The 26,049-nt window shown below is 54.8% G+C and carries 22 protein-coding genes; 4 read left to right on the top strand and 18 right to left on the bottom strand.

Going from position 1 to position 26,049, the window contains the following annotated elements:
* Positions 1–10 precede the first annotated feature (10 nt).
* The 9 genes from ONV78_RS20385 to ONV78_RS20345 form a co-directional block, all read right to left on the bottom strand.
* Entirely contained in the window at positions 11–1,081 is a 1,071-nt protein-coding gene (locus ONV78_RS20385; RefSeq protein ID WP_279505922.1) for an ABC transporter substrate-binding protein, read from the bottom strand.
* 191 nt (positions 1,082–1,272) lie between these two features.
* On the bottom strand, positions 1,273–1,878 hold the full coding sequence (locus ONV78_RS20380) for a response regulator transcription factor (RefSeq protein WP_216737013.1): 606 nt from the start codon (positions 1,876–1,878) through the stop codon (positions 1,273–1,275).
* 162 nt (positions 1,879–2,040) lie between these two features.
* Complete coding sequence (locus ONV78_RS20375) at positions 2,041–4,464, bottom strand: ATP-binding protein (protein WP_279505920.1); 2,424 nt, start codon at positions 4,462–4,464, stop codon at positions 2,041–2,043.
* A gap of 264 nt (positions 4,465–4,728) precedes the next feature.
* Positions 4,729–5,841 carry a hypothetical protein gene (locus ONV78_RS20370; RefSeq protein ID WP_279505919.1) on the bottom strand — a complete coding sequence of 371 codons (1,113 nt, stop codon included), beginning with the start codon at positions 5,839–5,841 and terminating at the stop codon, positions 4,729–4,731.
* A gap of 29 nt (positions 5,842–5,870) precedes the next feature.
* Complete coding sequence (locus ONV78_RS20365) at positions 5,871–6,176, bottom strand: transcriptional regulator (protein WP_127973163.1); 306 nt, start codon at positions 6,174–6,176, stop codon at positions 5,871–5,873.
* Positions 6,177–6,307: 131 nt separating this feature from the next.
* On the bottom strand, positions 6,308–6,775 hold the full coding sequence (locus ONV78_RS20360) for a hypothetical protein (protein ID WP_279505917.1): 468 nt from the start codon (positions 6,773–6,775) through the stop codon (positions 6,308–6,310).
* A gap of 48 nt (positions 6,776–6,823) precedes the next feature.
* Positions 6,824–7,648, bottom strand: coding sequence for a hypothetical protein (locus ONV78_RS20355; RefSeq protein WP_279505915.1), 825 nt, complete (start codon positions 7,646–7,648; stop codon positions 6,824–6,826).
* A gap of 189 nt (positions 7,649–7,837) precedes the next feature.
* On the bottom strand, positions 7,838–8,482 hold the full coding sequence (locus ONV78_RS20350) for a hypothetical protein (protein WP_279505914.1): 645 nt from the start codon (positions 8,480–8,482) through the stop codon (positions 7,838–7,840).
* Between the two features lie 66 nt (positions 8,483–8,548).
* Positions 8,549–8,992 (bottom strand): SRPBCC family protein, encoded by a 444-nt coding sequence (locus tag ONV78_RS20345; protein WP_279505913.1) that lies wholly within the window; start codon positions 8,990–8,992, stop codon positions 8,549–8,551.
* A 270-nt stretch (positions 8,993–9,262) separates the two neighbouring features.
* Between ONV78_RS20345 and ONV78_RS20340 the strand changes: the two genes are divergently transcribed.
* On the top strand, positions 9,263–10,168 hold the full coding sequence (locus ONV78_RS20340) for an alpha/beta fold hydrolase (protein WP_279505911.1): 906 nt from the start codon (positions 9,263–9,265) through the stop codon (positions 10,166–10,168).
* A gap of 47 nt (positions 10,169–10,215) precedes the next feature.
* Here the strand turns inward: ONV78_RS20340 and pap are convergent, their stop codons facing one another.
* The 7 genes from pap to ONV78_RS20305 all read right to left on the bottom strand — a co-directional run bounded on the left by pap (position 10,216) and on the right by ONV78_RS20305 (position 20,576).
* Positions 10,216–11,715: a polyphosphate:AMP phosphotransferase gene (gene pap, locus ONV78_RS20335; protein ID WP_279505909.1), complete on the bottom strand. Its 1,500-nt coding sequence runs from the start codon at positions 11,713–11,715 to the stop codon at positions 10,216–10,218.
* Between the two features lie 106 nt (positions 11,716–11,821).
* Positions 11,822–12,721, bottom strand: a complete 900-nt coding sequence (locus tag ONV78_RS20330; RefSeq protein ID WP_279505908.1) for a sterol desaturase family protein — start codon at positions 12,719–12,721, stop codon at positions 11,822–11,824.
* A 169-nt stretch (positions 12,722–12,890) separates the two neighbouring features.
* A complete protein-coding gene (locus tag ONV78_RS20325) occupies positions 12,891–14,042 on the bottom strand; it encodes a VWA domain-containing protein (protein ID WP_279505906.1) in 1,152 nt (383 codons plus the stop codon).
* Complete coding sequence (locus ONV78_RS20320) at positions 14,039–16,477, bottom strand: DUF5682 family protein (protein WP_279505904.1); 2,439 nt, start codon at positions 16,475–16,477, stop codon at positions 14,039–14,041. Before ONV78_RS20320 ends, ONV78_RS20325 begins: the two co-directional genes overlap by 4 nt.
* A 102-nt stretch (positions 16,478–16,579) precedes the next feature.
* Positions 16,580–17,665: an AAA family ATPase gene (locus ONV78_RS20315; protein ID WP_127973173.1), complete on the bottom strand. Its 1,086-nt coding sequence runs from the start codon at positions 17,663–17,665 to the stop codon at positions 16,580–16,582.
* Positions 17,662–19,167 (bottom strand): DUF5691 domain-containing protein, encoded by a 1,506-nt coding sequence (locus tag ONV78_RS20310; RefSeq protein WP_279505901.1) that lies wholly within the window; start codon positions 19,165–19,167, stop codon positions 17,662–17,664. The genes ONV78_RS20315 and ONV78_RS20310 overlap by 4 nt, the downstream gene beginning before the upstream one ends.
* Positions 19,168–19,223: 56 nt before the next feature.
* Positions 19,224–20,576 (bottom strand): SWIM zinc finger family protein, encoded by a 1,353-nt coding sequence (locus ONV78_RS20305; RefSeq protein ID WP_279505899.1) that lies wholly within the window; start codon positions 20,574–20,576, stop codon positions 19,224–19,226.
* Positions 20,577–20,771: 195 nt separating this feature from the next.
* Here ONV78_RS20305 and ONV78_RS20300 point away from each other — a divergent pair, with 195 nt between their 5' ends.
* Entirely contained in the window at positions 20,772–21,788 is a 1,017-nt protein-coding gene (locus tag ONV78_RS20300) for an AraC family transcriptional regulator (protein ID WP_279505895.1), read from the top strand.
* Between the two features lie 14 nt (positions 21,789–21,802).
* Here the strand turns inward: ONV78_RS20300 and ONV78_RS20295 are convergent, their stop codons facing one another.
* Together ONV78_RS20295 and ONV78_RS20290 are read right to left on the bottom strand one after the other, a co-directional pair.
* Positions 21,803–22,129, bottom strand: coding sequence for a DUF3301 domain-containing protein (locus ONV78_RS20295; RefSeq protein WP_216736996.1), 327 nt, complete (start codon positions 22,127–22,129; stop codon positions 21,803–21,805).
* A 134-nt stretch (positions 22,130–22,263) separates the two neighbouring features.
* Entirely contained in the window at positions 22,264–22,707 is a 444-nt protein-coding gene (locus ONV78_RS20290) for a GNAT family N-acetyltransferase (protein ID WP_279505892.1), read from the bottom strand.
* A 389-nt stretch (positions 22,708–23,096) separates the two neighbouring features.
* On the opposite strand from ONV78_RS20290, the gene ONV78_RS20285 reads away from it, so the two are divergent.
* Together ONV78_RS20285 and rnr are read left to right on the top strand one after the other, a co-directional pair.
* On the top strand, positions 23,097–23,306 hold the full coding sequence (locus ONV78_RS20285) for a cold-shock protein (protein WP_279505890.1): 210 nt from the start codon (positions 23,097–23,099) through the stop codon (positions 23,304–23,306).
* Positions 23,307–23,626: 320 nt separating this feature from the next.
* Entirely contained in the window at positions 23,627–26,041 is a 2,415-nt protein-coding gene (rnr, locus tag ONV78_RS20280; RefSeq protein WP_279505888.1) for a ribonuclease R, read from the top strand.
* The last annotated feature ends 8 nt before the right edge of the window (positions 26,042–26,049 follow it).

Below are 26,049 nucleotides of genomic sequence, written 5' to 3'. Positions count from 1 at the left end.
TTTTTTTGGACTACCTTTTCTTCTCCTGTGACGCGACTTCCTGCGTCCAGCGATCCAACAGGCGCTGCCGGTTTATCCCCGCCCACTCGAAATCCAATGGCAGCAGTTTTACATCCTGCAGTTTAATCTGCTGACTTTGCTCGCTATACAACTTGCCATAGGTGGGTATGCGATCACTGCCTGCGCTTTTTATTAACGACTGTCCCTCCCAGGAAAGCGCAAAGTCGATAAACGCCTGCGCCTTCTGCAAATCCTGGCCATCGTGTTTGATGATGCTCAGCCCGCCAATTTCATATCCCACGCCTTCAGGAGGAACGATAAACGCCACATCGCCGCCCTCAATGGAATTCACGACCTCATGGTAAAAGGTGATGACAATGCCGATCTGCCCTGTCGAAACGCGATAGGTCTGTCCTTTACCGTAATACTCCACGTTCTGATGCAACGCTTTGAAATAGTCGAAGGCGGCATCTTCTCCCATCAGGGCGATCATGCTGATCAGGGTGGTAAAAGCCGTGCCCGAAACCAGAGGGCTTTTTATCCCGATCATGTCGCGATACACAGGATCTGCAAGGTCCTTCCATGTTTTAGGAATCGGCGCGCCCCTCTCCTGCAGGAACGGTTTGCTCACGACAATTCCCAGAATGCCGCCATACAATCCATTCACCGTTCCCCCCATAAAGGGGCCACCCAGCAACGGCTCCAGTTTGGTCGTTTCCGGCGAAACATAAGGGACCAAATATCCTTCCGCGCCAGCCTGAATATGCGACCCCAGGCTGCCGCCGAACCAGATATCGCCACTACCGGAATGCTGCTCGTATTGCAGTCTGGCCATCGCCGCGCCGCTGCCTCGCATCTCAATGATGTCCACGGGAATCCCCGTTTTTCGGGTGAACGCATAACTCACCACGTTCGGGTATTCGGACAGCACGCTATATAAAATCAGAGGCTTAGTCGCCGGATCAGTTTGACTTGCAGCGTTAGCAGGAAGGTCGGCGCCTTGCGCGAACGACAGCGGCGCGAATAAAACAGTAAGGGAAAGCAGCCGCCGGAAATGGCGACATCGGTTGGCGAAATCCATTGCATGACCACGTGTATCGACCGTCGAAACTCAACGCTTCCAGTGAGGTTCCGGAAACAACATCCGCCGCTTTCTGCAATACGAATCAGACAGTTAAGTGCTGGCGCAACAGAAAGAAATACGGGTAAGGAAGGGTAAGGCGCCGGGAAACAGGTTGTCAAAAAAGGAGGAGTTAAAAGACCAAGCAGTTCTCAGTCGATAATGATGCCGCGCTTTTTCGCCGCCATCACCGCCTGCGTCCGATTCTCCACACCAAGGTGGTCGATAATGTCGGACACATACTGCCGAACGGTGATATCGGAAATGCCGAGGTTCCTGGCGATTTCTTTATTCGATAATCCCTGAGTCAGGTACTCCAGGGTTTCAAGATGACGAGGCGAAAACGACGGCAGTTGATCATGACATTGCGTCACTGTCACCAGTTCGCCGCGCAGTATCGCCAATAAGCCTTCCTGCATTTCATGCTTTTTGGCTGATTTGGCGATAAATCCATTCACGCCCAACGCCATGACGTTCTGCACGTTAGGCCCCATTTCCAAGGCAGACACAACCACTATCGGCAGCAACGGATAAGCGCCGCGCAACTGCTTCACGCCATCCAGGCGTTGCGTGCCGGGTAGCTGAATATCCAGAATCAGCAGGGACAGGTCCGGGTGCAGTATGAGCTGCTCGCTCGCCGTATAAAAGTCAGACGCCTCCACAATCTTGGCGTCCGGAAAAATTTCCATAACCAAATGCCGCAGGCCGTCTCGATACAAGTCATGATCTTCGGCGATGAGTATTTTTGAAGCCATCATCAGGAATGTTCTCAATAGTCCCTTAATATGTAGTCGCCTGGCGCACGCTCCCCGCCAGGCACACTGCGCGCAGCCTAGTCTAACCCCCTCCCGATTCATATCCTGCAAATGTAGGATATCCTACCTGCGTTTCTTACTAATCCCGCCAACCCACAACAGTGCTTATACGGTTTCTGATTGCCGCTGGTTTTGCGCATGCATCAACAAGGAACGCAACTGGGCTGGCGCGACAGGTTTGTATAGCATGAGCAACCCCATCTTCGCCGCTTCCTGCATGCGCGCCACCGAAGTGTCTCCTGTAATCAATGCGGGCGTAAACGGCGTTTGCAGCCGCTGCGACATCAGTTCAATCGCGGCCACGCCGTTCTCGCCATTCGCCAGCTCCACATCCGCAAGCAGCAAGTCTGGCGCGCTGGAGAGCGTATCCAGCTTATCGTCCAATTCCACCAGACTGCGCGCCAGCACAACGTCACAGCCCCACCCTGTCAGCAACGCCTCCATCGCCTGCAATATCTCCTGATCATCATCCAGTACGATGACCAATTGGCGCGCCGGGACGCCCGCCAGCTCCGTCTGCGCGTCAGTGTGCGTCATTTCCGGTTTGGCGACCCGCGGCGTTTCGAGGGTGAAGATAGAGCCTTTGCCTGATTGCGATTGCAGACTCAACGGGAGCTCCAGTAATTTCGCGGTTTTCTCTACGATGGATAAGCCCAGCCCTAACCCATCGCTGCGCTTATCCAGTTGCACAAACGCTTTGAAAACCTCCTGCTGCTGCTCTCGCGTCATCCCCACGCCGTTGTCGCAGACCTGAATAAACAGTCTATCGCCCCGGCGTCGACAGCCCATCAGCACCTTGCCGCCCTCGGCATATCGCAAGGCGTTGGTCAGGAGGTTGCGCAGCATGCGCTCCAGCAACAGTGAGTCTGTATGAATATAGGCGCCGCAATGCGCGACGCGCAGCCGGACGCCCTGGGCTTTCGCCTGAGCGCGGTACTCGCCCTCCAATGTGCTGAGCAGGGAGTCTACGCAAAACGTCTCTTTATTCACCGTCACCGCGCAGGCTTCCAGCCGCGCCATGTCCATCAGGGCGTTAAACAGCTTGGTCAGAGAATCGTGGGAGGACTTGAGTCGACGCATATGCTTGGCGCCGGTGGCGTCCTCCACATAAGGCTCCAGCGCAGAGATAAACAGTCCCATGGCGTGCAGGGGCTGGCGCAGATCATGACTGGCCGCCGCCAGAAAGCGGGACTTTGCCTGATTGGACGCTTCCTCCGACAGCATAGCCTCCCGCATGGCGTAAAAATAACGCTCGATGCGGCGGATATCATCCTGCTGCTCGTCGCTCTTCGCTCCGGCGCCCTGTTGCTCCAACAACTCGTCCCCCAACAGCGTCAACTGCTTTATCGGGCGGGTAATCACCCCGGAGTAATGCCAGGCGACGACGCCAATGATAAAGATCACGCCGATGACGATAGCCAGCCCAACGCCCAAGGTGGCGTACATCTCATTAAAGATGGGCTGGCTGGGTATCTCCGTCACCAGCGCCCAGGCTTCGCCATAGACGTCCACCGGTGTGGAAACTGCGAGCACCTGGGCGCCATCATAGGACGGGTAAGCCTGTCGCACGCTCAGTCCGGCTAAGGCAGAGGCAACCGCCGGGTTATCAATGTCGGCGGGGCGCTCGCTTATCCGCGTCAAGGCGGAATGCAGTCGATGATCCGGCGCAACCAGGTACGTCTCGCTGAGACCGGCCAGATGCGCAAACCCGCCCAGCAGCCGACAGACGCTTTCATTGCTGTATTGCAAAACCACCACCCCCACCAGTTCGCCGAATTCAAACAAGGGCTTGGCGACATAATTCACGAAGTGGTCACGGCCAGGATAGGGATAAAATCCGGTGAACACGCTATCCGTGGCGAGGGTTTCGGTGTGAGCGGTTACTTTCTTGAATATGCTCGCCAAACCGGCCTCAGCCCCAGATGAGTATCGCCCTGATTTAAGGTCTTCACCGAAATAGACGCCTTTCTTTACCGAGTAGACCACCCGGCCGCGTCGCTCAATCAGGTACATGTCGTCAATGGCGAAGCGTTCGCTGAACGCACGCAGACGGGTATGGAAGTCGGCGTGGATATTATCGTAATAGGCGCGTCGAACAAGACCGCCTGCTGACGTCGATAACGATGGCGCGCTGGCAGGGCCCTCCCCCGCCGCGCTCTCAGCGAACATGGACTTCAGAATCGCCGTGCGCTCACTGTCGTCAGAGGCCAGATGCATGACGCCAATGCTGAATTCTTTCAGATAATGCAAAGCGGGCGTGTTATTTTCAGACATTCCATGACTGGGGGCCTCACCCACAAACACCTGCGCAGTCGCTACCCGTTCTTTGAACAGCTCCGCCACCTGATTGCGCTTTACATCCTGCACGGAAGCCAAATGCTCGTATCCCTGCGCCGTCATATTTTCCGAAAAGGTAAACGCGAGGATCGCCGCAAATAACAACAACGGCAGCACGCTCAGACTGAGGCAGACCAGGATAAGCTTGCTGCGAACGCTCAGGTTCCGCTGGGCAATCAAAGGAAGCGCCATCTCAACCCTACAGCGCCTTGCGCTCCAGACTGGCGCGCAGGAGCAGAACGAAGGAAAAGGGGACACATCTCTGTACAGGTGAAATAAATGGCGTCTTTCAACATCGTCAAACCAGTCCATTTTAGTGGTGCGCGCGGTTCCTGCGCTGTTTGGCGTAGCCTGGATCGGCAGTCAGACTGACTGTCAGGCCAAAGCGCCTATCGAATTGATCTTAATCGTTTTTTCTCACCTCCGGCAACATACCGACGCCAATGGTGTGAACGGTTACGACAAGTACGCTTTGTAGTTTTGCAGATAGAACGTTGTCATACAGGAGTCCGATAGTGGAAAGCGCGTTGCATTCAGCGCATGCAGGACATCCGCTATCAGAGAAGGCGCGATGGACATGGTGTCGCCGGTACTGCGGTAGGGTTCTGCGCAAACGAGGGCGAGCAACTCCAGCAGACGCTTTTCCGTTGCCTGGCAAGGCGCAGGATTAACGAAAAAGAGACCACAGATAGCAGACAGAAACGCGCCCTCTTTTTCAAACAAATTGATGAAGTAAGGTTCGTCCTGATTCTTGCTCTTAGCTTTCGCCTCTATGAGAAGATCGTTGATTCGGCCGATCAATGCGTCATCTATCTGCGGTCGGGCGTCCGCCAGCGCACTTTCATATTTGCCAATCAGGTCGGCATGCAGAATCGGTCGGTCTGATCCGGTATACAGGTAGTGGTCAGCGACCTTTTGCAGCAATGCGTCAAAGTCGGACAGGTCCTGCTCATCCACGGTGATAACTTGAGAAGGTTCGAACACTTTATCGAACAGGTCGTCAGCGATGGTTTGTTTGGCCAGAGCCACACTCTCCGCTTCATCCAGGTCCCAACTCGCCGCGACAAACGCCACAAAGTCATCGACTGTGTTCATCGTGCGCAACTCCGCGCTGACGTCTTTCAGAGCTTCGACGTGCGCCTCCAGGTAGAGGTCAGGGAGGAGCGAGAGAAGACGCCCGGCTGTTTCCCGCTCATCCGTCCCTGCATCCGCGTCTTCCGACGCATCAAAATAGTCACGACAGATTTCATTAAACAATACGCTGAATTCTCCCAGCTCATCATTGCCTTCCGCCCGAATGGAAAAGTCGTCCACATTGAATTTACGTCCGCCAAAACCCAGTAAATCTGCGGTGGAGTGACTTTCACTTTCGGTAAAAGCCTGATAACCAGCCAGATTATTTACGCCAAGCACACAGTAATAGTGATGTATGCGCACATCGATAATGAACGCGTAGATATCTTCGTTATAAGGCGACGGTTTGATCCTTGCGATCAAGTCCAGCAAATACCGGCGCAGGGCCTGCCGATAGTTTTGTATTGTTTCGCGCAACGCCTGTTCGCTTTGCATGAGTCGCCTCCAAACGTTTTATCTATGCCCTATCGGGACTTTGCGGAGAATACCGGTTCGTCAATAAAAGTGCCTTTGCACTTGGGACATTTGCCCGGCTTTTTGACTCGGGAGCGGTCTTCAAATACATAGTCGCACTTGCCGCAGCGAGCAGGTTCAATGTTCAGAGAACCGGTCTTCTGCAAATGCTCCAGATGACCATAAATTTCTTTTTCGGACTTTCCTATCAGCTTTGATAAAGAGCCGACAGTAAAAGCGCCGTCCTGCAACACGGACATCAGTTCCCGCCTGACCGTTTCATTGCGTTCTTGTGGAATGGGGGTCTTTGATTTCATGGGTTCCATGCATTCAATTGGCAATCGCCACTGCGCCTGTCATGAAGCGCAATAAGTTCGTCATTACTTACACTTACACAGACGCAGGGCTTCATCGTGCTCAAATGAGCAATAATGAACCAGCGACGCCCCTACTTGGCCTTACCGGCTTCCAGAATCGGCAGCCCGGCTTCAGTGGGAATATAAATCCGCTCACCATTGCCGTCCTGCAAGCCTTTAATCCAGACGTAGCGCAGATAGGCTTCATTGTCTTTCAGTGACGCGCCGATTATTTTGTTGGCTTCGGCGGCGGCTTTGGCCCTTTCAATATCCGCCTGCCCTTCGGCTTTGGCGCGCGCAATCGTCGCCCTGCCTTCCGCTTCGGCCAACGTGACTTGAGCTTTCGCCTGCAAAAGCGACGCCTGTTCCTTGGCTTTGGCTTCTTCTATCAGAATCTTCTTGGTCCATTCTGCTTCCCGCAGCGCGGCTAAGCCGTCCGCCTCCATTTTGTAGATTTTGTACTTTGGCCATCCCCATAACGCCAGAAGAATGAACGCCACAAATGCGAAAGCGAAAAATATCAGAGATCCTAACGCCAGTGCTTGTCGGTTTTGATGCATCTAAAAACTCAAGTCCAAAAAAGAATTGGGCGTCATGTTATACGGAGATTAGTCCCCGGCCAACTCTTTCAGCTCCGCGTATGAGTAGTAGGTACCACGACCGCCACTATGGTCGATCCAAACGCCGTCTCCGACGGAATCAAACTCAATGGTGAAACCTGAGCCTTCCGCGCCGTTAACCTGAAGGAGGCCCGCAGTAGGCGCGTGGTCAACAACACCTGACACTTGCTGTCTGGTCATAACGCTAAACCTCTTGTTATCAATCATTGAACCGCTGACATAATAGGACTGGCTGTAATTGTATTCGCCATATTCTATGTTCATCGCCATTTTGATGTCGCCGATAGTGACGCTCTTGCCAGTATAGTGGTCACGCAAACTCACACTTCCACTCGTATTGGAGTTACTCCTTGAGCCATGATCATAACTGTCGCCAGCAGTCGATAAGGAGCCATTCAAGGTAAAATCTCCGTCGTCACTACAGTTATCAAATGCAAAGGTTCCCGAAAAAGAAGTTGAGACGCCGCCGTCATTTGATATTGAGGTCATATCCATAGTGACCGTACCATTGTGCTCGCAACTAACAGATAAACCGCCTCCCGTTGTATTGCGCTCAAAACGCCCATCGTCAAGCGCCTCAAAATACTTCTTTTGCACCGGAATGGCCGCAAAATCAGACGCATCATCGATACCGTTTTCTAAACCACCAGTAAAATCAGCGGCGACAACAATGGCGGCTATCTTCGGCGCGTTTTCACTATTAATGACCAACGTGTCAGCAGGCTGACTGCTACTGGAGCCGCCACCTCCACCACAACCAAATAACGAAACAGAGAGCGTAAAAAGACTGCCAGCTAAAACTTGTTTATTCATAGTTATATCTCTAGAACTCTTGGATTCTTCCACATTGAATTAAAAGATGAGAGAGCTAACAAGAAGGTGATCAACTCTCACGCCAAGCATTCTAAACAGATACCTAATCGATAAACAAACCTTATAATTTACCCTTGTTCAGCTTACATTCAGGTATCGTCAACAAGTATAAAGCTCACCAAGAAAAACCTAGACTAGGTTGAAAAATATATCATCATCCCGTTTAGCAGATCTTAGCTCATGAAACTTATAATTAAGACTAAACGTGTGTGCAGCCCAGGCGGAAATTTTCTCATTTAATGAATCAAGTGACTCAGTGCCTGCATTGATTATTATGTTTCTATACTCCTTCATTTTTTCAGTTAAGTCTCTCTCATAGATGATTTCACCATTTTCAAAAACAATTTCGTAGGAATCCTCATACCAACATGAGGCGTTCAAGCATCCCGAGTAATAACTGAAATCTGCAATGTAGCCACCACCTAACAATAGACCACCGGAGTAATTGACCCAAAGCCCTATGTCTTTATAAAGATAATCGAAGCGATATTGCCGATTTCTCATATCTATAGGAGGGATTCCATTAATCGGCGGAGGGGTTGTAGGAGAGGCAAAGGAGTCCAATCTTGAGCTGTTGTTAACTGAGAGGTCAGTCAGAACAAAAAGATTCCCTTTTATTTCGTAGAGACAGTTATAACCTATTATGCACCCTGTATCACGCCCGACAGGGAATATCCTGTAACCAAACGGACAAAAAAGACCGTCACCATTCACATAAGTGATTTTCATTTCTTTATTTTTATATATAATCGACTCAAGTGTTTGCTCCGTCATATAAATAGCCCCAAATCTATCAAATTACAACACCAATATCATTAGCGATCTGTCGATTTAAAAGCACTAACAGTCTAGCTTTTCCATATAATCATTAAGGGCCGCCAACCTACGTTTAGCGCTACGACCAAATACAAAGTTAATCACTGGCGTCACGATATAACGCAGCCATGATGGCGCGCCAATGATGTTATATTTGAAGGTCACTTTACTGCTGTCGGGGGGTATTTTCTGGAATGTCCAGGAGCCGGCGAACTTTGCAAACGCCCAGGGGCCGCGCACCATTTTTATCGCGACAACGGATGGGCGTTTATAAGAGACATACTCCACGGTCATGGAGAAACCGTTTTTCGCTACGATTTCAAGCTGCAATCCCTTTGCAGGCTGAGTCCCATTTAGAAAGCGATAAGATTCTGGAAACGGGTCCCACGCCAGGCGTTTACTGTAATCCTGACTGAGATCAAACAGCATCTCGGTAGACGCCTTTATTTCCAAACTCCGCTCTATCATATATCACCGCACAAGATTGATGCGTACAGCCCGCGGCTCACCCGCCGCGCCATCGCCTTCCCGGCAATTTTCCTCTGGTCGCAAGCATCTGTCTCATTTAAAGTAAGAAGGCTTTCCATCATTCCGACAGATTTCCCGGCGATAAGGAACTTCCGTGAAGCGCGCAGTTGTTCGCCTGATGGGTAAGCGCCGTACGTATAACTATTAATCCTATAGCTTTCAAGAAGATTACTCCTTTAATCAGGCTAAAATCCTAAAAATGGAGCCGCCATGGACGATCAATGGATAAATAGAGAGGAATACCCTTTCACATCGCACTATATTGAGCTCGGACCCGGACGCATGCATTACGTCGACGAAGGTCAGGGCAAGCCTATTGTCATGCTGCATGGCAATCCCACGTGGTCCTTTCTGTATCGCAACATGATCAAAGGTCTGTCTGGGCAATATCGCTGTATTGTCCCGGATCATCTCGGCTTCGGCCTCTCCGACAAGCCACGCAACTGGTCCTATCTGCCGCAAGATCACGCCAGGAATCTGGAGACTCTGATCAGGCAACTGGACCTGCAGGACGTCACGCTGGTGGTGCAGGACTGGGGTGGCCCTATCGGTCTTTCCTACGCTCTGAACAACCCTCATAACGTGCGCCGGCTGGTGATTATGAACACTTGGATGTGGTCCGCGCACGGCGATGTTAAGTATGAGACCTTCTGCGCCTTGATGGGGGGACTGCTCGGACGCTTCATGATCAAGCGCTTCAATGTTTTCGTCAGCGTATTGCTCAAGCAGGCAGTGCAGAAAAAGCTGAGCGCAGATGTCTACAAACACTATTCGGAGCCGCTGAAAAACCCTGCGGAGCGCAAAGGCTGCTGGGTGTTTCCCAAGCAGATCATCAAAGCGGACGAGTGGCTGGAAGAGCTCTGGGAAAAGCGCGCCAACATCGCGGACATTCCTGCGTTGTTATTGTGGGGGATGAAAGACTTCGCCTTTCAGGAGAGAGAGTTGCGTACCTGGATGCAGTTGCTCAACCATCACACCGCGGTGACTTTCGATGACGCGGGCCATTTTCTGCCCGAGGACAAGGGCGCGGAGGTTTGCCCTCTCATCGCCGATTTCCTGCGGGACGCGGAGCCGACGTTTCAGCGTGAAGCCAGCGCCCCCGCGCCAGCGATCTAGTTTGAAATGAACCACCACCGAAGGAGTCAGGGCGCAGACCGCCCTGGCTACCCGCGCTTTTCCTGCAATGCTTTCTCCAATCTGTCGCACAGCGTCTCAAGCACCGTGACTCGGGCATGTCGTTTGCTGTTGGCGGGAACCAGCGTCCAGGGCGCATAGTCCGTACTGGTGCGCATGATCATCTCGTGGGCCGCCTGTTCATAAGCGGGCCATTTTTCTCGATTGCGCCAGTCCTCATCCGTGATTTTGTAGCGCTTACGAGGCGTCGCCTTACGCTCTTCAAAACGTCTTAGCTGCTCTTCCTGATCGATATGCAACCAGAACTTCAGCAGCACGTTACCGTGATCGCAAAGCTGCTCTTCAAAATCATTAATCTCTGAATAAGCGCGACGCCATTCGTCTACGCTGGCGAATCCTTCCACACGCTCGACCAGCACCCGCCCATACCAGCTGCGATCATAGATGGTGGCTCGCCCCGCCCGCGGCACATGTCGCCAGAAACGCCACAAGTAATGATGCGCTTTCTCCTCATCCGTCGGCGCGGCGATGGATATGACTCTGGCGATGCGCGCATCGACCGCCTCCATAATGCGCCGGATAGCGCCGCCCTTCCCCGCCGCGTCCCAACCTTCGAACAACAAGACGGTAGAGACGCCCTGGTGATAGGCGCGCCAACTCAGACTGTTCAACCGCGTCTGCGCCAGCGCCAGTCGCTCTTCGTACTCCTCCCGCGACAGGTCTGCGGACAGGTCGATCTGGTTCAGCACAGTTTCTGTCGGAAAGTCGCCGGGAGGTTTTTTGCCGGAGGCGACCTTGATCGTTTCGACCTCTTCCTGCTCCTCAGCCAACCGCTTTTCTAACGCCTGCAGAATCGTTTTCGCCACCATGATATTGCGGAAGTAGTCATCCTCGGACTCCACCACGATCCATGGGGTTTCAGGCTGGTCAGTCAGGCGCACCGCGCGTTCGGCGGCCTTGATGTAATCGGAATACCGTTCGTGCAACGCCTCGTCCAGTTCCGACACCTGCCAGCGGCCGTGTTTGTCCTTTTTCAGCTCTTTAAACTTGCGCTTCTGATACGCCTTGGAGGTGTGCAGCCAGAACTTCAGAATCAGCGCGCCGTCTTGAGCCAGCATGCTTTCAAGACGATTGATGCGCAGCATATGGCTGTCGAAGTCGACCTTGCTTTGCTTTTCCAGAGAGCGTTTGATCAACTCCCCGGTATACCAGGAGCCATAGAACAGGCCGAAGCGCCCACGGGCGGGAAAGGTGCGCCAATAACGCCAGAAACGAGGCCGCTCCGCCTCTTCATCCGTCTTGGGACCAAAACCGGTGACTTCCAGCCCCCGTGTATCCAGCCATTGATTCAGCAGGTTGACGACTTCGCCTTTGCATGTGTTGTCGACGCCTTCCAGCAAGATGTACACAGGCACGCCCGCATTGACCAGGGCGAACTGCGCGAACAACAGCTTGTCCCTGTAATAAGCCGCCTGCTTCTTGTAGTCCTTCTTGTCCAGCTTACGCCCCAGCTCCACTGCTTCAAACATGCTACAACCCTCTGATTCCCATACCCTTTACGGCGCATAGCGGCCGTCGCCTATATGTCCTTTAACTATAGTGGATTCAGGGACAGGGAGTCGAAAAAGTCTGCATTCAGGTGGAGGTCGCATTCAGCGGCGCCTTTGTCCGCACCTGAGTCAGCGCCTCAGAAGGCGCTGACTCGGGAGGACCAAATAACGCCCTTAACCTGCCCCCCAGAGTGAGCCCGGGCGCGCAGGCGTCACGCCACATGTCCCGCCACTCATGAAATGTCAGTATGAGTGGATTGTGGCTGCGCACCTGTTTCACCACACCATATTCACAAGGCAATTCCTCCTTCTCCGCGACAAAGGTGCCGAACACTTTGTCCCAGATAATCAGAATGCCGGCGAAGTTCTTGTCGATGTATTCCGGATTACGCGCATGGTGCACGCGATGATGGGAGGGGGTGTTAAAAACAGCCTCCAGCCAGCCGAGCCGCTTCACCACCTGGGTATGAATAAAGAACTGAAACGCCAGGCTCAGCATCACCATTGTTACGGCTTGCTGTGGCGTAAATCCGACCAATATTACCGGCAGCCAGAACAGCCACATGCCGGAAACAGGATAAGTCAGGCTCTGCCGGAACGCAGTGGAGAGGTTCAGGGACTCGGAAGAATGGTGCACGACATGGGACGCCCACATCCAGCGAATGCGATGGCTTCCTCTGTGAAACCAGTAGTAACAAAAATCCTGCAGCACAAACAACAGGATGAAACTCCACCAGGTAGCGGGGATGTCAAACAGGCGTATCGCGAAAACCGCATCGTACACATAAATCAGCACGATGGCGGCCACCGCCTCAGCCCCCTCATGCATTAACGCCAATGCTGCGTTGCTGAGCGTATCCGGCCAGGTATAGCGCGCGCTGGGAAAGCGTGCGCCTCTGCTTTGCAGATACCAGGCCTCCCAAGCGATAAAGCCAAGAAATACGGGCGCTAACGCAAGTAGCAAATATTGAAGTTCAAACTGCATCCGAACACTCCATTAAGTCCATACATAACCGGCCTGCGCCAGTGTGGACATTTTCTGTTGCGGAGACAGTTTGATTATAGATGTTTCACGCCGAGGTTATTGACCTGAGACGACAACAGATGATCGCGGTGATCAGAACTGGATGAGCGCAGCGCGCGGCAGGGGCGCGCTACCCTTGCCGCTCCATTACAATATCCTGACTCGCGGTCCAGTCCGCGACCGAGCCGCCGCCCAAAGCCACCGCCATCAGATCCGGGAACTGGTCCGGCGTGCAGGCGAAGGTGGGGACATCCAGACTGGCGAACTGTTGCGCCAGACGTTTATCAAAGTACGGCGCGCCGTCATCATTCAGCGCCAGCAAAGTGATGACGTTAACGCCGGCGTGTTTCAGCTCCGCCACGCGCTGCACCAGTTGCTTCTGGTCGCCGCCTTCATACAGATCCGTGATCAGAATGAACGAGGTGTCCTGCGGCTTGGTGATTTGCTGCTGGCAATAGGTGACGGCTTTGTTGATATCCGTGCCGCCGCCCAGTTGCACGCCGAATAAAACATCCACCGGGTCCTGCAGTTTTTCCGTCAGATCCACCACGGCGGTGTCGAACACCACCAGCTGGGTTTTCAATGCAGGAATGGACGCCATCACCGCCGCAAAAATACTGGCGTAGATCACACTCGACGCCATGGAGCCGGACTGGTCCACACACAGCATCACTTCCTTGAGCGCGCTCGGTTGCTTACGGCCATATCCGATCAAACGCTCCGGCACGATGGTGCGATATTCCGGCTGATAGTGCTTGAGGTTCGCCCGAATGGTGCGCGCCCAATCGATATCCGCATGGCGTGGTCGCTGCTTGCGCATGGCGCGATTGAGACTGCCGCGAATGGCCTGCTCGGTGTTGCTCTGCAACTTGCGCATCAACTCTTCGACAATCTTGCGCACCACTTGCCGAGCAGTTTCCTTGGAGCGCTCCGGAATCAGATGACCTAGCGACATCAGATTGGCCACCAGATGGATATCCGGCTGCACCGCTTCCAGCATCTCCGGCTCCAGCAACATCCGCTCCAGATTCAGACGTTCGAAAGCGTCTTTCTGCATCACCCGCACGACGGAGCTGGGGAAACGCTCGCGAATATCTCCCAGCCAACGCGCCACCTTTGGCGCGGATGAGGATAAGTCCGCGCCACGCTCGTCGTCAGAGCCATACAGCGCGTTGAGAATCTGATCCAGCTGCATATCTTCGGCGCTCATCGACGCGTTGTCCTGATTATCGCCGCCGAGCAACAACCGCCAGCGTCTTTCTCGTTCGGAAAGCAGAGTCATGAGGATGAGTTCTCCGTATCATTATTAGCGCCGAGGCCAAGCAGGGTTTCCAGCAAAGGCAGCATGGCGTTCACCCGGCTGTAGTCAAAATCAGGGTCAGCAATAATCCCCGCGGCGGTCGCCGTGGCGGAGCGGGATTTGCGTTTCAGGTTCGCCCGCTCGCCATCGGCGAAGCTGGAGAACGTCCGGCGCAGCAACGGCAGCAACAGCATGAAGCGTTCTTCCGGCAAGGCGCATAAATAGGCGTCCAGCACCGTCCACAAGCGGTCGTCGTGAATCAACAGCAATCCGGAACCTTCCAGCAGCCCTTCGATCCAGGCCGCTGCGTGAGCGGGCTCTTCCGCCGCAGACAGCGCAAAGGACAGCGCATTCGCGGCATCCTCGCCACTGATCTGATCCGCCCCCAGCAGCAATCGATAACAGCGCCCCAGAATCACGCCATTCACCTCAGTTTGCCGCGCCAGACGAGACAGCTCTCGCCACCACTCAGAAAGTCGCTCTGCGTCCGCATACAGTTTGAGAGCGTCCGAAACGTCCGCGATCAGTTTGGCGTGCGCCTTGGCGGCGTCCTCATCCACATTGCGGCATTGATACACCAGCCCGATATTGATGCGGGCGCAGAAGCCTTCGATGACATGATGCAGTATCGACGTATCCGCACCGCGCACATCGCCGTATCGCACGATGTTCACCAGTCGCGGCAGCGCCGCCATCAGCTGGTCCACATCATTAACCGTGGCGGCCTGCTGTTGCAGGAAGATAATCGCATCCTGAATGGCGTCCGGCAGGTCCGCCAGCAGCAGACGATCCACCCAGGCGGTGATATCGCTTAATTTGCTGGCGTTGCGCAGCTGTTCCAGAGCGTATCCCATGGCGGCGGTGGCGATGTTATTGCCCCATAGACTCTGTTCGATCAGGTTGAGCTCGAACTCCGGCTGCCATTGCAGACGCCAGATCTCTTTAAACGTGCCCTTGCCGCTGCGATCGCTGACCAGACGCGCCCACTTCACGCCCAGCAAATTAAGCCGATGAAATAACGCGGAGCGCAGCTTGCCGTTGTCTTTACGCAGATCGAGTTCAAGATCTTCCTCCACCGTGGACACTTTCAGGCGCAAGGACTTCTGCTGGGCCTGCAAGTCCGCCTGCAGCGGCGTCTTGGGTAAATTCTCCGGCACGGTTCCAATGCGGTCGCCGACCAGCAACTTGCGTTGCAGCAACGCAAGCGGAGCGGCGTCGCCGAAGCAGAACAGGGTCTGGATGGTTTCATTCATTTCATCCAGGCTGGGCTGCGGCTTTTCCCGCAACGCCGCCAGCGTATCCGCCATGCGCACCGCTTCGATGACGCTGGAAGGCGCCACGTCAAAACCTTGCTCGCGCAACTCCCGCGCCGCCCGGGCCAGCCAGGAAGCCGAGATGCCGTCACGGACAGGCGCGCCGTTTTCTCCCTCCCGCACCGCGTAACGCCAGATATGCTCATACCAGCCTGGGGCGTCCACCCCTGCGCCATAACCGCTACGGTAACTGATACGGTCGTAGGTCCAGGGAATCCATGTGGCGCTCAGCTTGATTTTGGGCAAGCCTTTGATCAGGGCGTTGTCGTCTTTGACGGCGACCTTCCGCACCAGCGCCGGGACGTGCCAGGCGCCGCAAATCACCGCGATACGCTGAAAGCCTTCTTTCTCTGCCTTGCGCACCATCGAGCGCATCCAGGCTTCGCGACGCGCCTCCCTATCACTAAGCTTCTGTGCGGAAGCTTCTGCGCGCAGCGCCCCCATGGCGTCCGCGATCGCAGCGAACACTTCAGCGCCCTGGCTGTGCTGCTCCACCACATGCTCCCACCAGCGCTCGCCGTCGGAGAATCCTGCCGCCGCCGCCAACGCGTCGAGAGGATCACCGCTAAGGGCCAATGAATCGATACTGGGCTCGCTGTCTTGTTCAGAGCCGTCGTTCTCGTCAGTCAGCGCTTCCGCCGCAGGCGCATCAGCTTCCACCTCATTCTGGCTCGCTGTGCTTTCATCCAACGCCTCTGCGCTCTTCTGTTGCTGCGCCATCTCCTGCTCGGCCGCTTCCGCAGCCGCCGCAGCTTCCTGCCGAGCTTGCCGCGCCAACGCCAGACTGTGGGTTTGCGGCAGGTCTATGAAACGCAACGGAAGATTATTGCGTCGCGCAAAATGCATGGCCTGCCATTCCGGCGAAAATTCCGTGAATGGATAGAACACGCTGTCGCGGTAGTCATCACCGGCGTATATCAATTGCGCCACCGGTGGCTGCAACTGCTCGTTGTGCAGGTGCTCCAACAATGGCTCCGCTTCCTGCGGTCCCTCCACCAGCAGAATCTCCGGCTGGAAATCCACCAGCGCCTTCAACATGCTGGCGGTGGAGCCCGGCCCGTGATGGCGGATACCGAGGTATAAAATCTTGTCGTTGATAAGCATGCTTCGCTTGTCGCCCTTTATTGGCGCGCGCCTTCAAGCCATCATGGCTCCGCCGCAAATAGCAGCGCTTGCTTAAGGCGCGCGTTCGTCAGACTGGATGTTTCAGCTCAGTTCGCGACAAGCGCGATAGACGTCTTTCCAGCCGTCGCGCTCTTTCACCACCGTTTCCAGATACTCACGCCAAACCACTGCATCCTGCACAGGATCTTTCACCACGGCGCCGATCAAGCCTGAGGCGAGATCCGAAGCCGATAGCTTTCCATCGCCAAAGTGATGGGCCAGACTCATGCCGCTGTTCATGACAGAAATGGCTTCAGCGGTGCTGAGCGTGGCGCTGGGGGACTTCAATTTTTCCTTGCCATCCAGGGTCTTGCCTTCACGCAGTTCGCGGAAGATGGTCACCACGCGCTGGATTTCCGCAATAGCATTGACCTCCACCGGCAACTCCAGCGCGCGCCCCATATCGCTGACGCGCTTGGAGACGATGCTCACTTCTTCTTCGATGGTGGCGGGCGTAGGCAGAATCACTGTGTTGAAGCGACGCTTGAGGGCGCTGGACAGTTCGTTGACGCCACGGTCGCGGTTATTGGCGGTGGCGATAACGTTGAAGCCGCGCACCGCCTGCACTTCGTCATTGAGCTCAGCGATAGGCAGGTGTTTTTCCGACAATACGGTGATGAGCGTGTCCTGCACGTCGGACGGAATCCGCGTCAATTCCTCGATACGACAGATCTTGCCTTGAGACATGGCGCGCATCAGCGGCGACTCCACCAAGGCGTCCCGACTAGGACCGTGGGCCAACAGTTGCGCGTAGTTCCAGCCGTAACGCATGGCCTCTTCGCTGGTGCCGGCGGTGCCCTGCACGACTAGCGTGGAATCTCCCGACACCGCCGCCGCCAGATGCTCGGACACCCAGGATTTCGCCGTACCGGGCACGCCGTATAGCAGTAACGCGCGATCGGTAGTCAGCGTCGCCACGGCGATTTCCATCAGTCTGCGCGAACCGATGTACTTGGGCGTCACTTCAAAGCCGTTATCCAGCTTGCCGCCCATCAGATAAGTGCAGACCGCCCAAGGGGACAGCGCCCAGTTAGCAGGACGCTGACGCTTGTCCACTTCACGCAATGCCTCTAGTTCCTGCTGGAACAGTTGTTCCGCATGCTGTCTTAAAATGGCTTGTTCGGTCATGACTGTAGCTCCTTATGGAAATCAACGCGGTTCTTGTACACCGCCAGCAAAGGGTTGGTTCGATCGTCTTGCAGGGGCTCCAGCAGGGAGCGGATTTTTTCGTAAGACGTCAACGAAAACTGATAAGCCAGTTGGTCAATGGTCTGGTGAGCGTCGTAGTACCAACTCTCACCTTCGAGGATCTTGGCGCGAATCATCTCCGCGATGGCTTCAGATAATTTGGGCGTCAGACGGGAGAAAGCTTTGAGCTGATACAGCACCGGCAGCCAGAACTGACTGTCTTTCTTCATCGCCGCCTGCAGCGCCGGCAATATCAGCGGCTCGATCTTTTCGGCGGCAAAGCCGGCGGCCAGCCCACCCAGATATTCCGTCCGCTCAACCTCGGTCAGCGCCGGAAACAGCGTCTCAAAATAAGTCACGTCGCCGTGCAACATAGCGCCTTCGGACAAGGCCAGCAGCGCAGCTTCTGCATAGTCGCTGCGGCGATACAAATCAATGGTCTGTTCTAAAGACGTTTGCAAAATCTCGGCGCTGACGCGCGGAGGCAGCAAAGCCAGCACTTGATAGAACCAGCCCGCCCGTTTGCCCACCTTGGTGCGATTGGGCAAATGCGACAGATCTTCTTTGACTCCCCACTTCTCCCAGGATTTATCAAATTCCTTGGGGGGCTCAATGTTCAGTTGGGACTTCTTCAGCAAAGCCTTTTTTAGCTGCAAAGCGCTGGCTAGCCACTCCCGTAACGGCGTCAAAACAGACGCATCGCCCAACTGCGCTAAAAACCGCGTTGCCTGATATCGCACTGGCAGGCTGCGATCATCGACGCAGGCGGCCAGAAATTCAGCATCGTTGGGATTCAAACCGACTTTCAACACTTCCAGTAACGCAGCGCGCTCCTTGGCGGGCTCGTCTTTCCAGATCGCGCTCAACTGATTCAGCGCGGCGGCTGGGTCCGCCTCACGCAGACGACGAAACGCATCCACTCGGGCCACGCCGCTGAGATGAGCCAGTTCCTCCGATGCGGGAGCGTCGCTGCGCAACGCTTCCCACTTGGGGTTGAGTCCGCATAGCCAGCGCCCACGCTCGCCCATCACGTGACGCAGACTGACCTGCAATCGCGGCTGGTTAAGCGCTGCGTCAAACAGATCCGCCAATGCTGCCGGCGGCGACACCCGTCCGGCGTCGGCCAGCGTAGTCAGATACTCCGCCAGCAAACGCGTATCTTTGGCGCGCAAGGCGGCGCGTAGTAATTCTTCCGCACGCTCGCTGCATTGCTCAACGCTGTCATTCTGAGCCGGCGCCACCGCTAAAGCGCGCTGATGAGACTGTCCCACCAAACGCGTAAAGTTGAACATAACGGCGGCCTTCAGCAGGCGACGCTCCGCCGGCTCCTCGGCCATTTTATCCAGCGCCGCGCCCAACTCCGCCGATGGCGCGGTCCAAGGCGCGTTTTGGGCGTCGCAGCCCAATATCAGACGCTTAACGCTATCGTTCCATTCCTGCATGATGATTCCTGACCTGCATGATAATTTCTGAATAGATCCGACGGCTCAGGCGCCGCTTAAGCAGCGAGCGCCTGACGCGAGGTGACATCGAAATACTGATGTTCGGCCCATACGCCGAGGGGATTGAAACGATCGCCGCACCACTCGCCTACAACGCGCACCGGGTGGCCGCCACTGACGGCCAGCAGTTTCCAAAGATCCCCCGCGCGCTCGGCCAGCGGGACGGCTTTACCGTCAGCGTCAACCAGCCAGAATGCGTCATCCTGCCGCCAGGGAACTACCGCGTCGACGATAAAGGGGTAAGGACCGACCCAGGGATTTCGCGCGAGTAATTGCTCATACTGGTTGAACATCGCATCCAGACTTATTCCGGCGGGGGTCGTATGCGTATCGCCGATATGCTCCGGCGACAGGGTCGCGGCGTCAGCAAATATCGCCCGCAACGGCGAACCGGAGGGGTAAAAGTGAGCGTCGCCCCTGATCAGCTGGCCGCCGCGCCATCCCATCACCAGACTGGCGCGTTGCGTTTCATGCGCGAAATTGACCACCTTGGCCATGCGCCCGCTCTCCAGCCCCACCAGATGGATCACCTGCATCACCAAACGCTCTTCCTGAGTCTGACTGTGCGACAGCGCCAACCAGACGTCTTTCACCGGCTGCGTGGCCAACAGCTCGTCCTGGCTCCATGGCCAGCCTATTTGCGTACGAATATCCGCCTGCAGATCATCCGCCAATTGCTCCATTCTGCCGTAGGCGTTTAGCAGCAGATACAAACGGCTCAGCGACGCCGCCAATTCAGACATGCGATCGCCGGTTATAGCCAGAGAGGCCATCTGGCGCACATGATTGGCCAAACCCGGCGCCTGCGCATCCACCATGCGCGACTCCAGATTTTTCCAGTACTGGTAATTCTTGTTCTGCAAGTCCGCCAGCCCGGTACGGGCGACGTCTTCAGCCCACAGTGTGAGTTCTTCTACGCCACGACTGACTTTTTGTTCGCGCTGCCCTTTACGCTTCTCCTGCGCGGCGGCGTCAACCGGCTTCTTGTTCTGGGCGCGCTCGACTTTCTTCTGTTCCCGGTCGGCGCGGCTATCCAGCCATTCAGCAACCCAATCGGGCGCGTCTTGCTGGCGAGTAAAGCCATTCTGTTGCTGGGCATACAGTAGAAACAGCGCGAGCCCGTGCTTACAGGGAAATTTACGGCTCGGGCATGAGCATTTGAATGCAGGACCGGACAGGTCGATGCGGGACATATAAGGCTTCGAACCGCTTCCCTGACAGTGTCCCCAAATGGCGTCATCGTTAAATTCCAATAACGGCCATTTACTTGTGTTGGTGAGTTTCTGTGCGGCTTTGACTGAGGCGCTATCCGGCGCCATGGCGATAATTTGTTCTTGATTCCAGGACACGAATTACAACTTTCCAATATGGGTGGTTGATTAGTGACGAGCGGCGGCCTATTTAAAACAGAATCGGCGGTAATTGTATAGGGCCGTCATTCATAATTCATATTTGCGCTTCGCAGGCAAAGGTTGGGTAGAATAAGTTCGCCTGTGAACGCAAAAAACACAAACTCGTTCCAACATGCAGCTTAAAGACGCGCCATGATTATTCGAGACAGTCAGATTTCCGCCGCCTATCTCCGCGGCCTGGTAGATTATCTCATTCTGAAACGACAGGATGCGTCTTTATTTCTAAAACCTTTCCAGATTTCCGCAGCGGCCATTGGCGAACCGCAGCAACGTCTGCCGACCCGATTATTCGGCGCCATGCTGGAGGCCGCAGGGGCGCTGTTGCATGACGCAAACATCGGGCTGCACGTCGGAGAACAGATTAAACCCGGGCAGTACGGCGTACTCGGACTCAGCGTCATGAACTGTAAAACCCTGCGGGAAGCAATCGTAAGGCATGAGCGTTACGAACGACTGGTATGTGATGTTGGACACACCACTTACCGGCTCGATGGCGATGAAGTGATTCTGAGCTGGGACAGTTGTTCACCGGACCTGTCGCGGCATATCGCGGAAGAAAATATCGCCAGTTGGACCACTTTCGCCCGCTGGATAACCGGCGCGGATGTATCCCCTACGCTCATCCGCTTTCAACATTCGCGCCCACAGGATATTCAGGAGCACGAACGTCTTTTCCGTTGTCCCCTGCAATTCTCCTGCGACAGCATTGAAGTGCGCTTTCCCGTCGCCTATCTGGATCTTCCCTTACGCCAACATGACCCCGCCATGCTGGCGCTGCTGGACGAATACGCCGACCGCCTGCTGTTGCAGCTCAACCCCGAGGCGGACTTCAGAGATAAAGTGAAAGCGGCGTTGACGGATCTGCTACAGGCTGGCGACATCAGTCTGAAAAAAACGGCGCAGACGTTGGGGCTTTCTGAGAGGGCGTTGCAACGCCGGCTACAGGAAGAGGGGCGCAGTTATCAGCAGATTTTGGATGACACCCGTAGGGAATTGGCGCTCAGGCAAATCAGTGATAAGCGTCTGGATCTGTCGGAAATCACCTTCTTTCTCGGGTTCGCGGATCAGAGCGCGTTTCAGAGGGCGTTCAAGCGGTGGACCGGGCGAACGCCGGGGCAATATCGTCGCGAACTGGAACCTGTAAGCTAACTATTCGCAGGCGGCTAATGATAGCTGATGCGATGCGCATCCAGACGCACATCCTTGACCCAGCGCCCCAAAGTGTCCACTTCGCCGTTGTAGCGCTCTTCCCCGGTTGAGGAAAACTCAAACGTATAGGTTCGCGCCAGCCGCATAGAGCCCCGCGCATCCCGCCGCAAACCCAGCTTACGCAGGGCCACGCTGCCGTCGAGAAATTGCAGATCAAGCTCCTGACATTGACGCCTCGCAGCGCCAAGAGCGATCTCCCGCACCTTTAGCGCCTCCCACCATCCCCAGAGCGCGATGGCGCAAAGCGTCAGCCAGAACAGGTCGATCAATTGCAGATTCATAGGGTTTCCATCTTTACTATGGAGATAGCTTTCATCATAACGATTTTGCCGCAGGGGACGCTAATCACCCGCAGCGCATCTGACTATTTTTACGCAGTTGAAGTAACGACGCAGATCACTTTTGTGGGGGCGACTCAGGCGTAGGTCAAGTGCATCAACAGATATTCGCCTGTCGGCAACTCGACACCGCGCTCGATTTCGCGCCAGCCGCGATGGCGATAAAAAGCTACTGCAGGCTCATTTTGGGCGGCGACTTTCAGTTGCAATGGCGAGGCATATCGCTGACGGCAAAACTCCAGCAGCGCCGTACCGACGCCATTGTTTTTGAAAGGTTTGTCTACATACAGGTTATGAATGAAGCTCTCCGGCTTCCAGATAGAGATAAATCCCACCGCCACGCCCTCGTGATCGGCGACATACACCTCTTCGTCCCGCACGCTGCCTAAAAAGTCATGGATTGAAAACATATCGGCCTCAATCCAGTAAAACGTCTCCTTGCGCGACTCAAAAAATATCCTGCTCAAATCAGGCGTGTCCGCCGCCGTTGCAGCGCGGATAACCAGCTCATTCAGCTTCATCTGATACCAATCACTCAGTCCTTTTTAAACCGTCAACATGGTTCCAGAGCCCACCTGCGAATGCAATGTCGGATTGAGCGCTCCCGCGTAACGGCCCCCGGACTCGCCATTGGATCGCTCGCAACCTGTTCTAATCAAAGCACATCCCTTAAACCTGGGGCGAACGCTTCCGGCGTTAGAAATATTTTTTAATAAATTATTTATTGACAACCACAAACAAAGCTATAGACTCACGAAAAGGTAGAAAGTAAGCCTATAGTTTTATTTAACACTCCGCTCGATGTTTTATTCATAATCTTCGTCCTGTAGTTTTAAATTCCAGTCTTGTTTTTCCACTTTAAAAACCGCCCGCAAGGCAAATTTTATTCATTTATTTTCAGGAAATTTTTATGTCCGAAACAGTTAAAGGCACTGTTAAATGGTTCAATGAAACTAAAGGTTTTGGTTTTATTCAACAAGAGTCCGGCCCAGACGTATTCGCGCACTTCAGCGCTATCACTGGCAACGGATTCAAAACCCTGACCGAAGGTCAGCAGGTTGAGTTCACTATCGCCAAAGGACCAAAAGGTCCACAGGCTGAGAACATTGTCTGCTTATAAGCGGCAGTGATCAGAGCTATCAAAAATACTATTTTTGTTAGCCCTTTTTCTCAGTGCGAGACCGGGGCGGATATATCGCCGCCTCGGCCGCATGAGTCTAAATCATAATTTGATACGCCTTAATCCGCACAAAGCTTTACGGCATCTCGCCATCGCCTTCCGCACATGTACCTTTATAAGCGCCAGCCGCTTATTTCTTAATAAATTAAAGCATTACCAGCCAATATATCTTGTCGAGTTTTATCTGAACTACACTGAAGCCTCTCTTCATATATCATCCAGAGCAAGTTATCGGCTGTCTTTTCCAAAGAGGAAACACCATGAGCACAGCCTCAATAACTGCAATTAGCGCCCAAGACGCGCAAAAATACGAAAATCCGATTCCCAACCGCGAGTACATTCTCAGTGTGCTTAGCCAGCAGGGCGGACGTCTTAACCGTGAACAACTGGCTGAACGCCTCAAGCTGAGCAGCGATCAGGACCTGGAAGCGCTCAGACGTCGCTTGCGTGCGATGGAGCGTGACGGACAGATCCTTTTCGATCGCGGAGACTACACGCCAATCAACCCGAATGAGCTGATTTCCGGTCGCGTTATCGGCCGCCGTGAGGGACACGGTTTTCTGGCTCGGGATGAAGGAGGCGAAGATCTGGTTCTGGGTAAAAGCCAAATGCGCAAAGCGATGGACGGCGATCGCGTGCAGGTTCGCATTAGCGGCATTGATCACCGTGGCCGACAGGAAGCCCAGGTCGTCAACGTACTGGAGCGCAACACCACGCAGTTGGTGGGTCGCCTGAAAACCGAATCCGGCGTTCATACGCTGATTCCAGATAACGACCGCATCTGTAACGAGATCATCGTTACGCCGGAAAGCATCGGCGACGCCGTTGACGGACAGTATGTAGTGGTAAGCATCTCCAAGTACGCCCGAAACCGTTCGCCAATGCTGACGGACGTGATTGAAGTGCTTGGCGACGCCATGGCTCCGGGCATGGAAATTGACATCGCCCTCCGTAATCACGACATTCCCTTTATCTGGCCCAAAGACGCTATTCAGGTAGCGAAGCGACTAGGGTCAACAGTCTCAGAAGAAGACAAACTGCACCGATATGATCTGCGTAGCGTTCCCCTGGTCACCATCGACGGCGAAGACTCCATGGACTTTGACGACGCGCTCTTCTGCCAGCCGCGCAGCAATGGCGGATGGCGTTTATTTGTCGCTATCGCGGACGTCTCTCACTACGTAACGCCGGGCAGCCCGTTGGACCAGGAAGCTCAGAAACGCGGCACATCCGTTTACTTTCCCGGTCGTGTAGAGCCCATGCTGCCGGAAGCGCTGTCCAATGGATTGTGCTCGCTGAATCCTAATGTGGATCGTCTGGCCATGGTCTGCGAAATGTTCATCGACGCAGCGGGCAATCTCGGCAAGTACCAGTTCTATGAAGGCATTATGCGCTCTCACGCCCGTCTGACCTACACTGAGGTGGGCGCGCTGCTGGAGCAGCCGGAATCCCGACTTGGCCAACAGGTGCAACAGCGCTACAGCGACCTGGTTCCTCACCTGCAGGCGTTGCATCAGTTGTACGGCGCGCTACGAGAGGCCCGCAGCAAACGCGGCGCAATTGATTTCGAAACCACGGAAAGCAAGTTTCAATTCGACGCTCAGCGCAAGATCCGCCGCATTGATCCAGTTGTGCGTAACGATGCTCACAAGCTGGTGGAAGAATGCATGCTGTGCGCCAATGTCGCGACGGCGCGCTTCCTGCAGAAGCTCAAGCTTCCCGCACTGTATCGGGTTCACCAAGGACCCTTGCAGAAAAAGCTGGAAAGCCTGCGCGCTTTCCTTGGCGAATTGGGATTGTCCCTGGGCGGCGGCAAGCGGCCAACGGCTACGCACTATCGTCGTCTGTTGACCAGCATCAGCGAACGTCCAGACGCGGAAGTCATCCAGTCCATTATGCTGAGATCGCTCAGTCAGGCTGAGTACAGTCCGGACAACCAGGGGCATTTCGGGCTGGCTTATACCGCGTACTCTCATTTCACATCGCCGATACGACGTTATCCCGATCTATTGACCCATCGCGCCATTCGTTCGGTGATCCGGGGCGATGAAAGCGGCGGTAAGCTCAAGCGCGCACTCAAGTCGATTACCGGACTGGGCGTCGATCCTGTGCGCCGCGTCGACAGCGCCGCCTCTTTGTCGCCATCGCAAAGTTATCCCTACAGCCTGGAAGACATGGTGAAGCTGGGGGAGCAATGTTCTCTCGCATCCCGTCGGGCGGATATGGCCAGTTGGGATGTTGAAGCCTGGCTGAAGTGCGAATACATGCAGGACCGTATTGGCGACGCCTTCGCCGGAACCATCTGCGGAGTGACTAACTTCGGTCTGTTCGTTGAGCTGAAAGGTGTGATGGTTGAGGGTTTGATTCATATCTCTGCGCTACAGGGCGACTATTATCAATTCGACGCCGCCAAGCAGCGTTTGATCGGCGAACGCAGTAAAAAGAGCTATGGGCTTGGAGACGCGCTTCAGGTCAAAGTAGTTCGTGTCGACCTGGAACAGCGCAAAATCGAGCTTGAACTGGATAGCCATGAGCAAGCACCAGGAAACGGGAAAAGCGCCGCTGGCAAAAGACGACGCCCGCATGACAAAACTTCCGGCCGCCGCCCAGGAAAATCGAAATCCGCCAGCCGCTACGGGAAAAAGAAGTCGGCGGTGGGAGAAAGCGTCCACTAAACCCAGGT

The organism is Hahella sp. CR1, assembly GCF_029813005.1.
GTDB lineage: Bacteria > Pseudomonadota > Gammaproteobacteria > Pseudomonadales > Oleiphilaceae > Hahella.
This window is presented reverse-complemented; position numbering and strand designations above follow the sequence as displayed.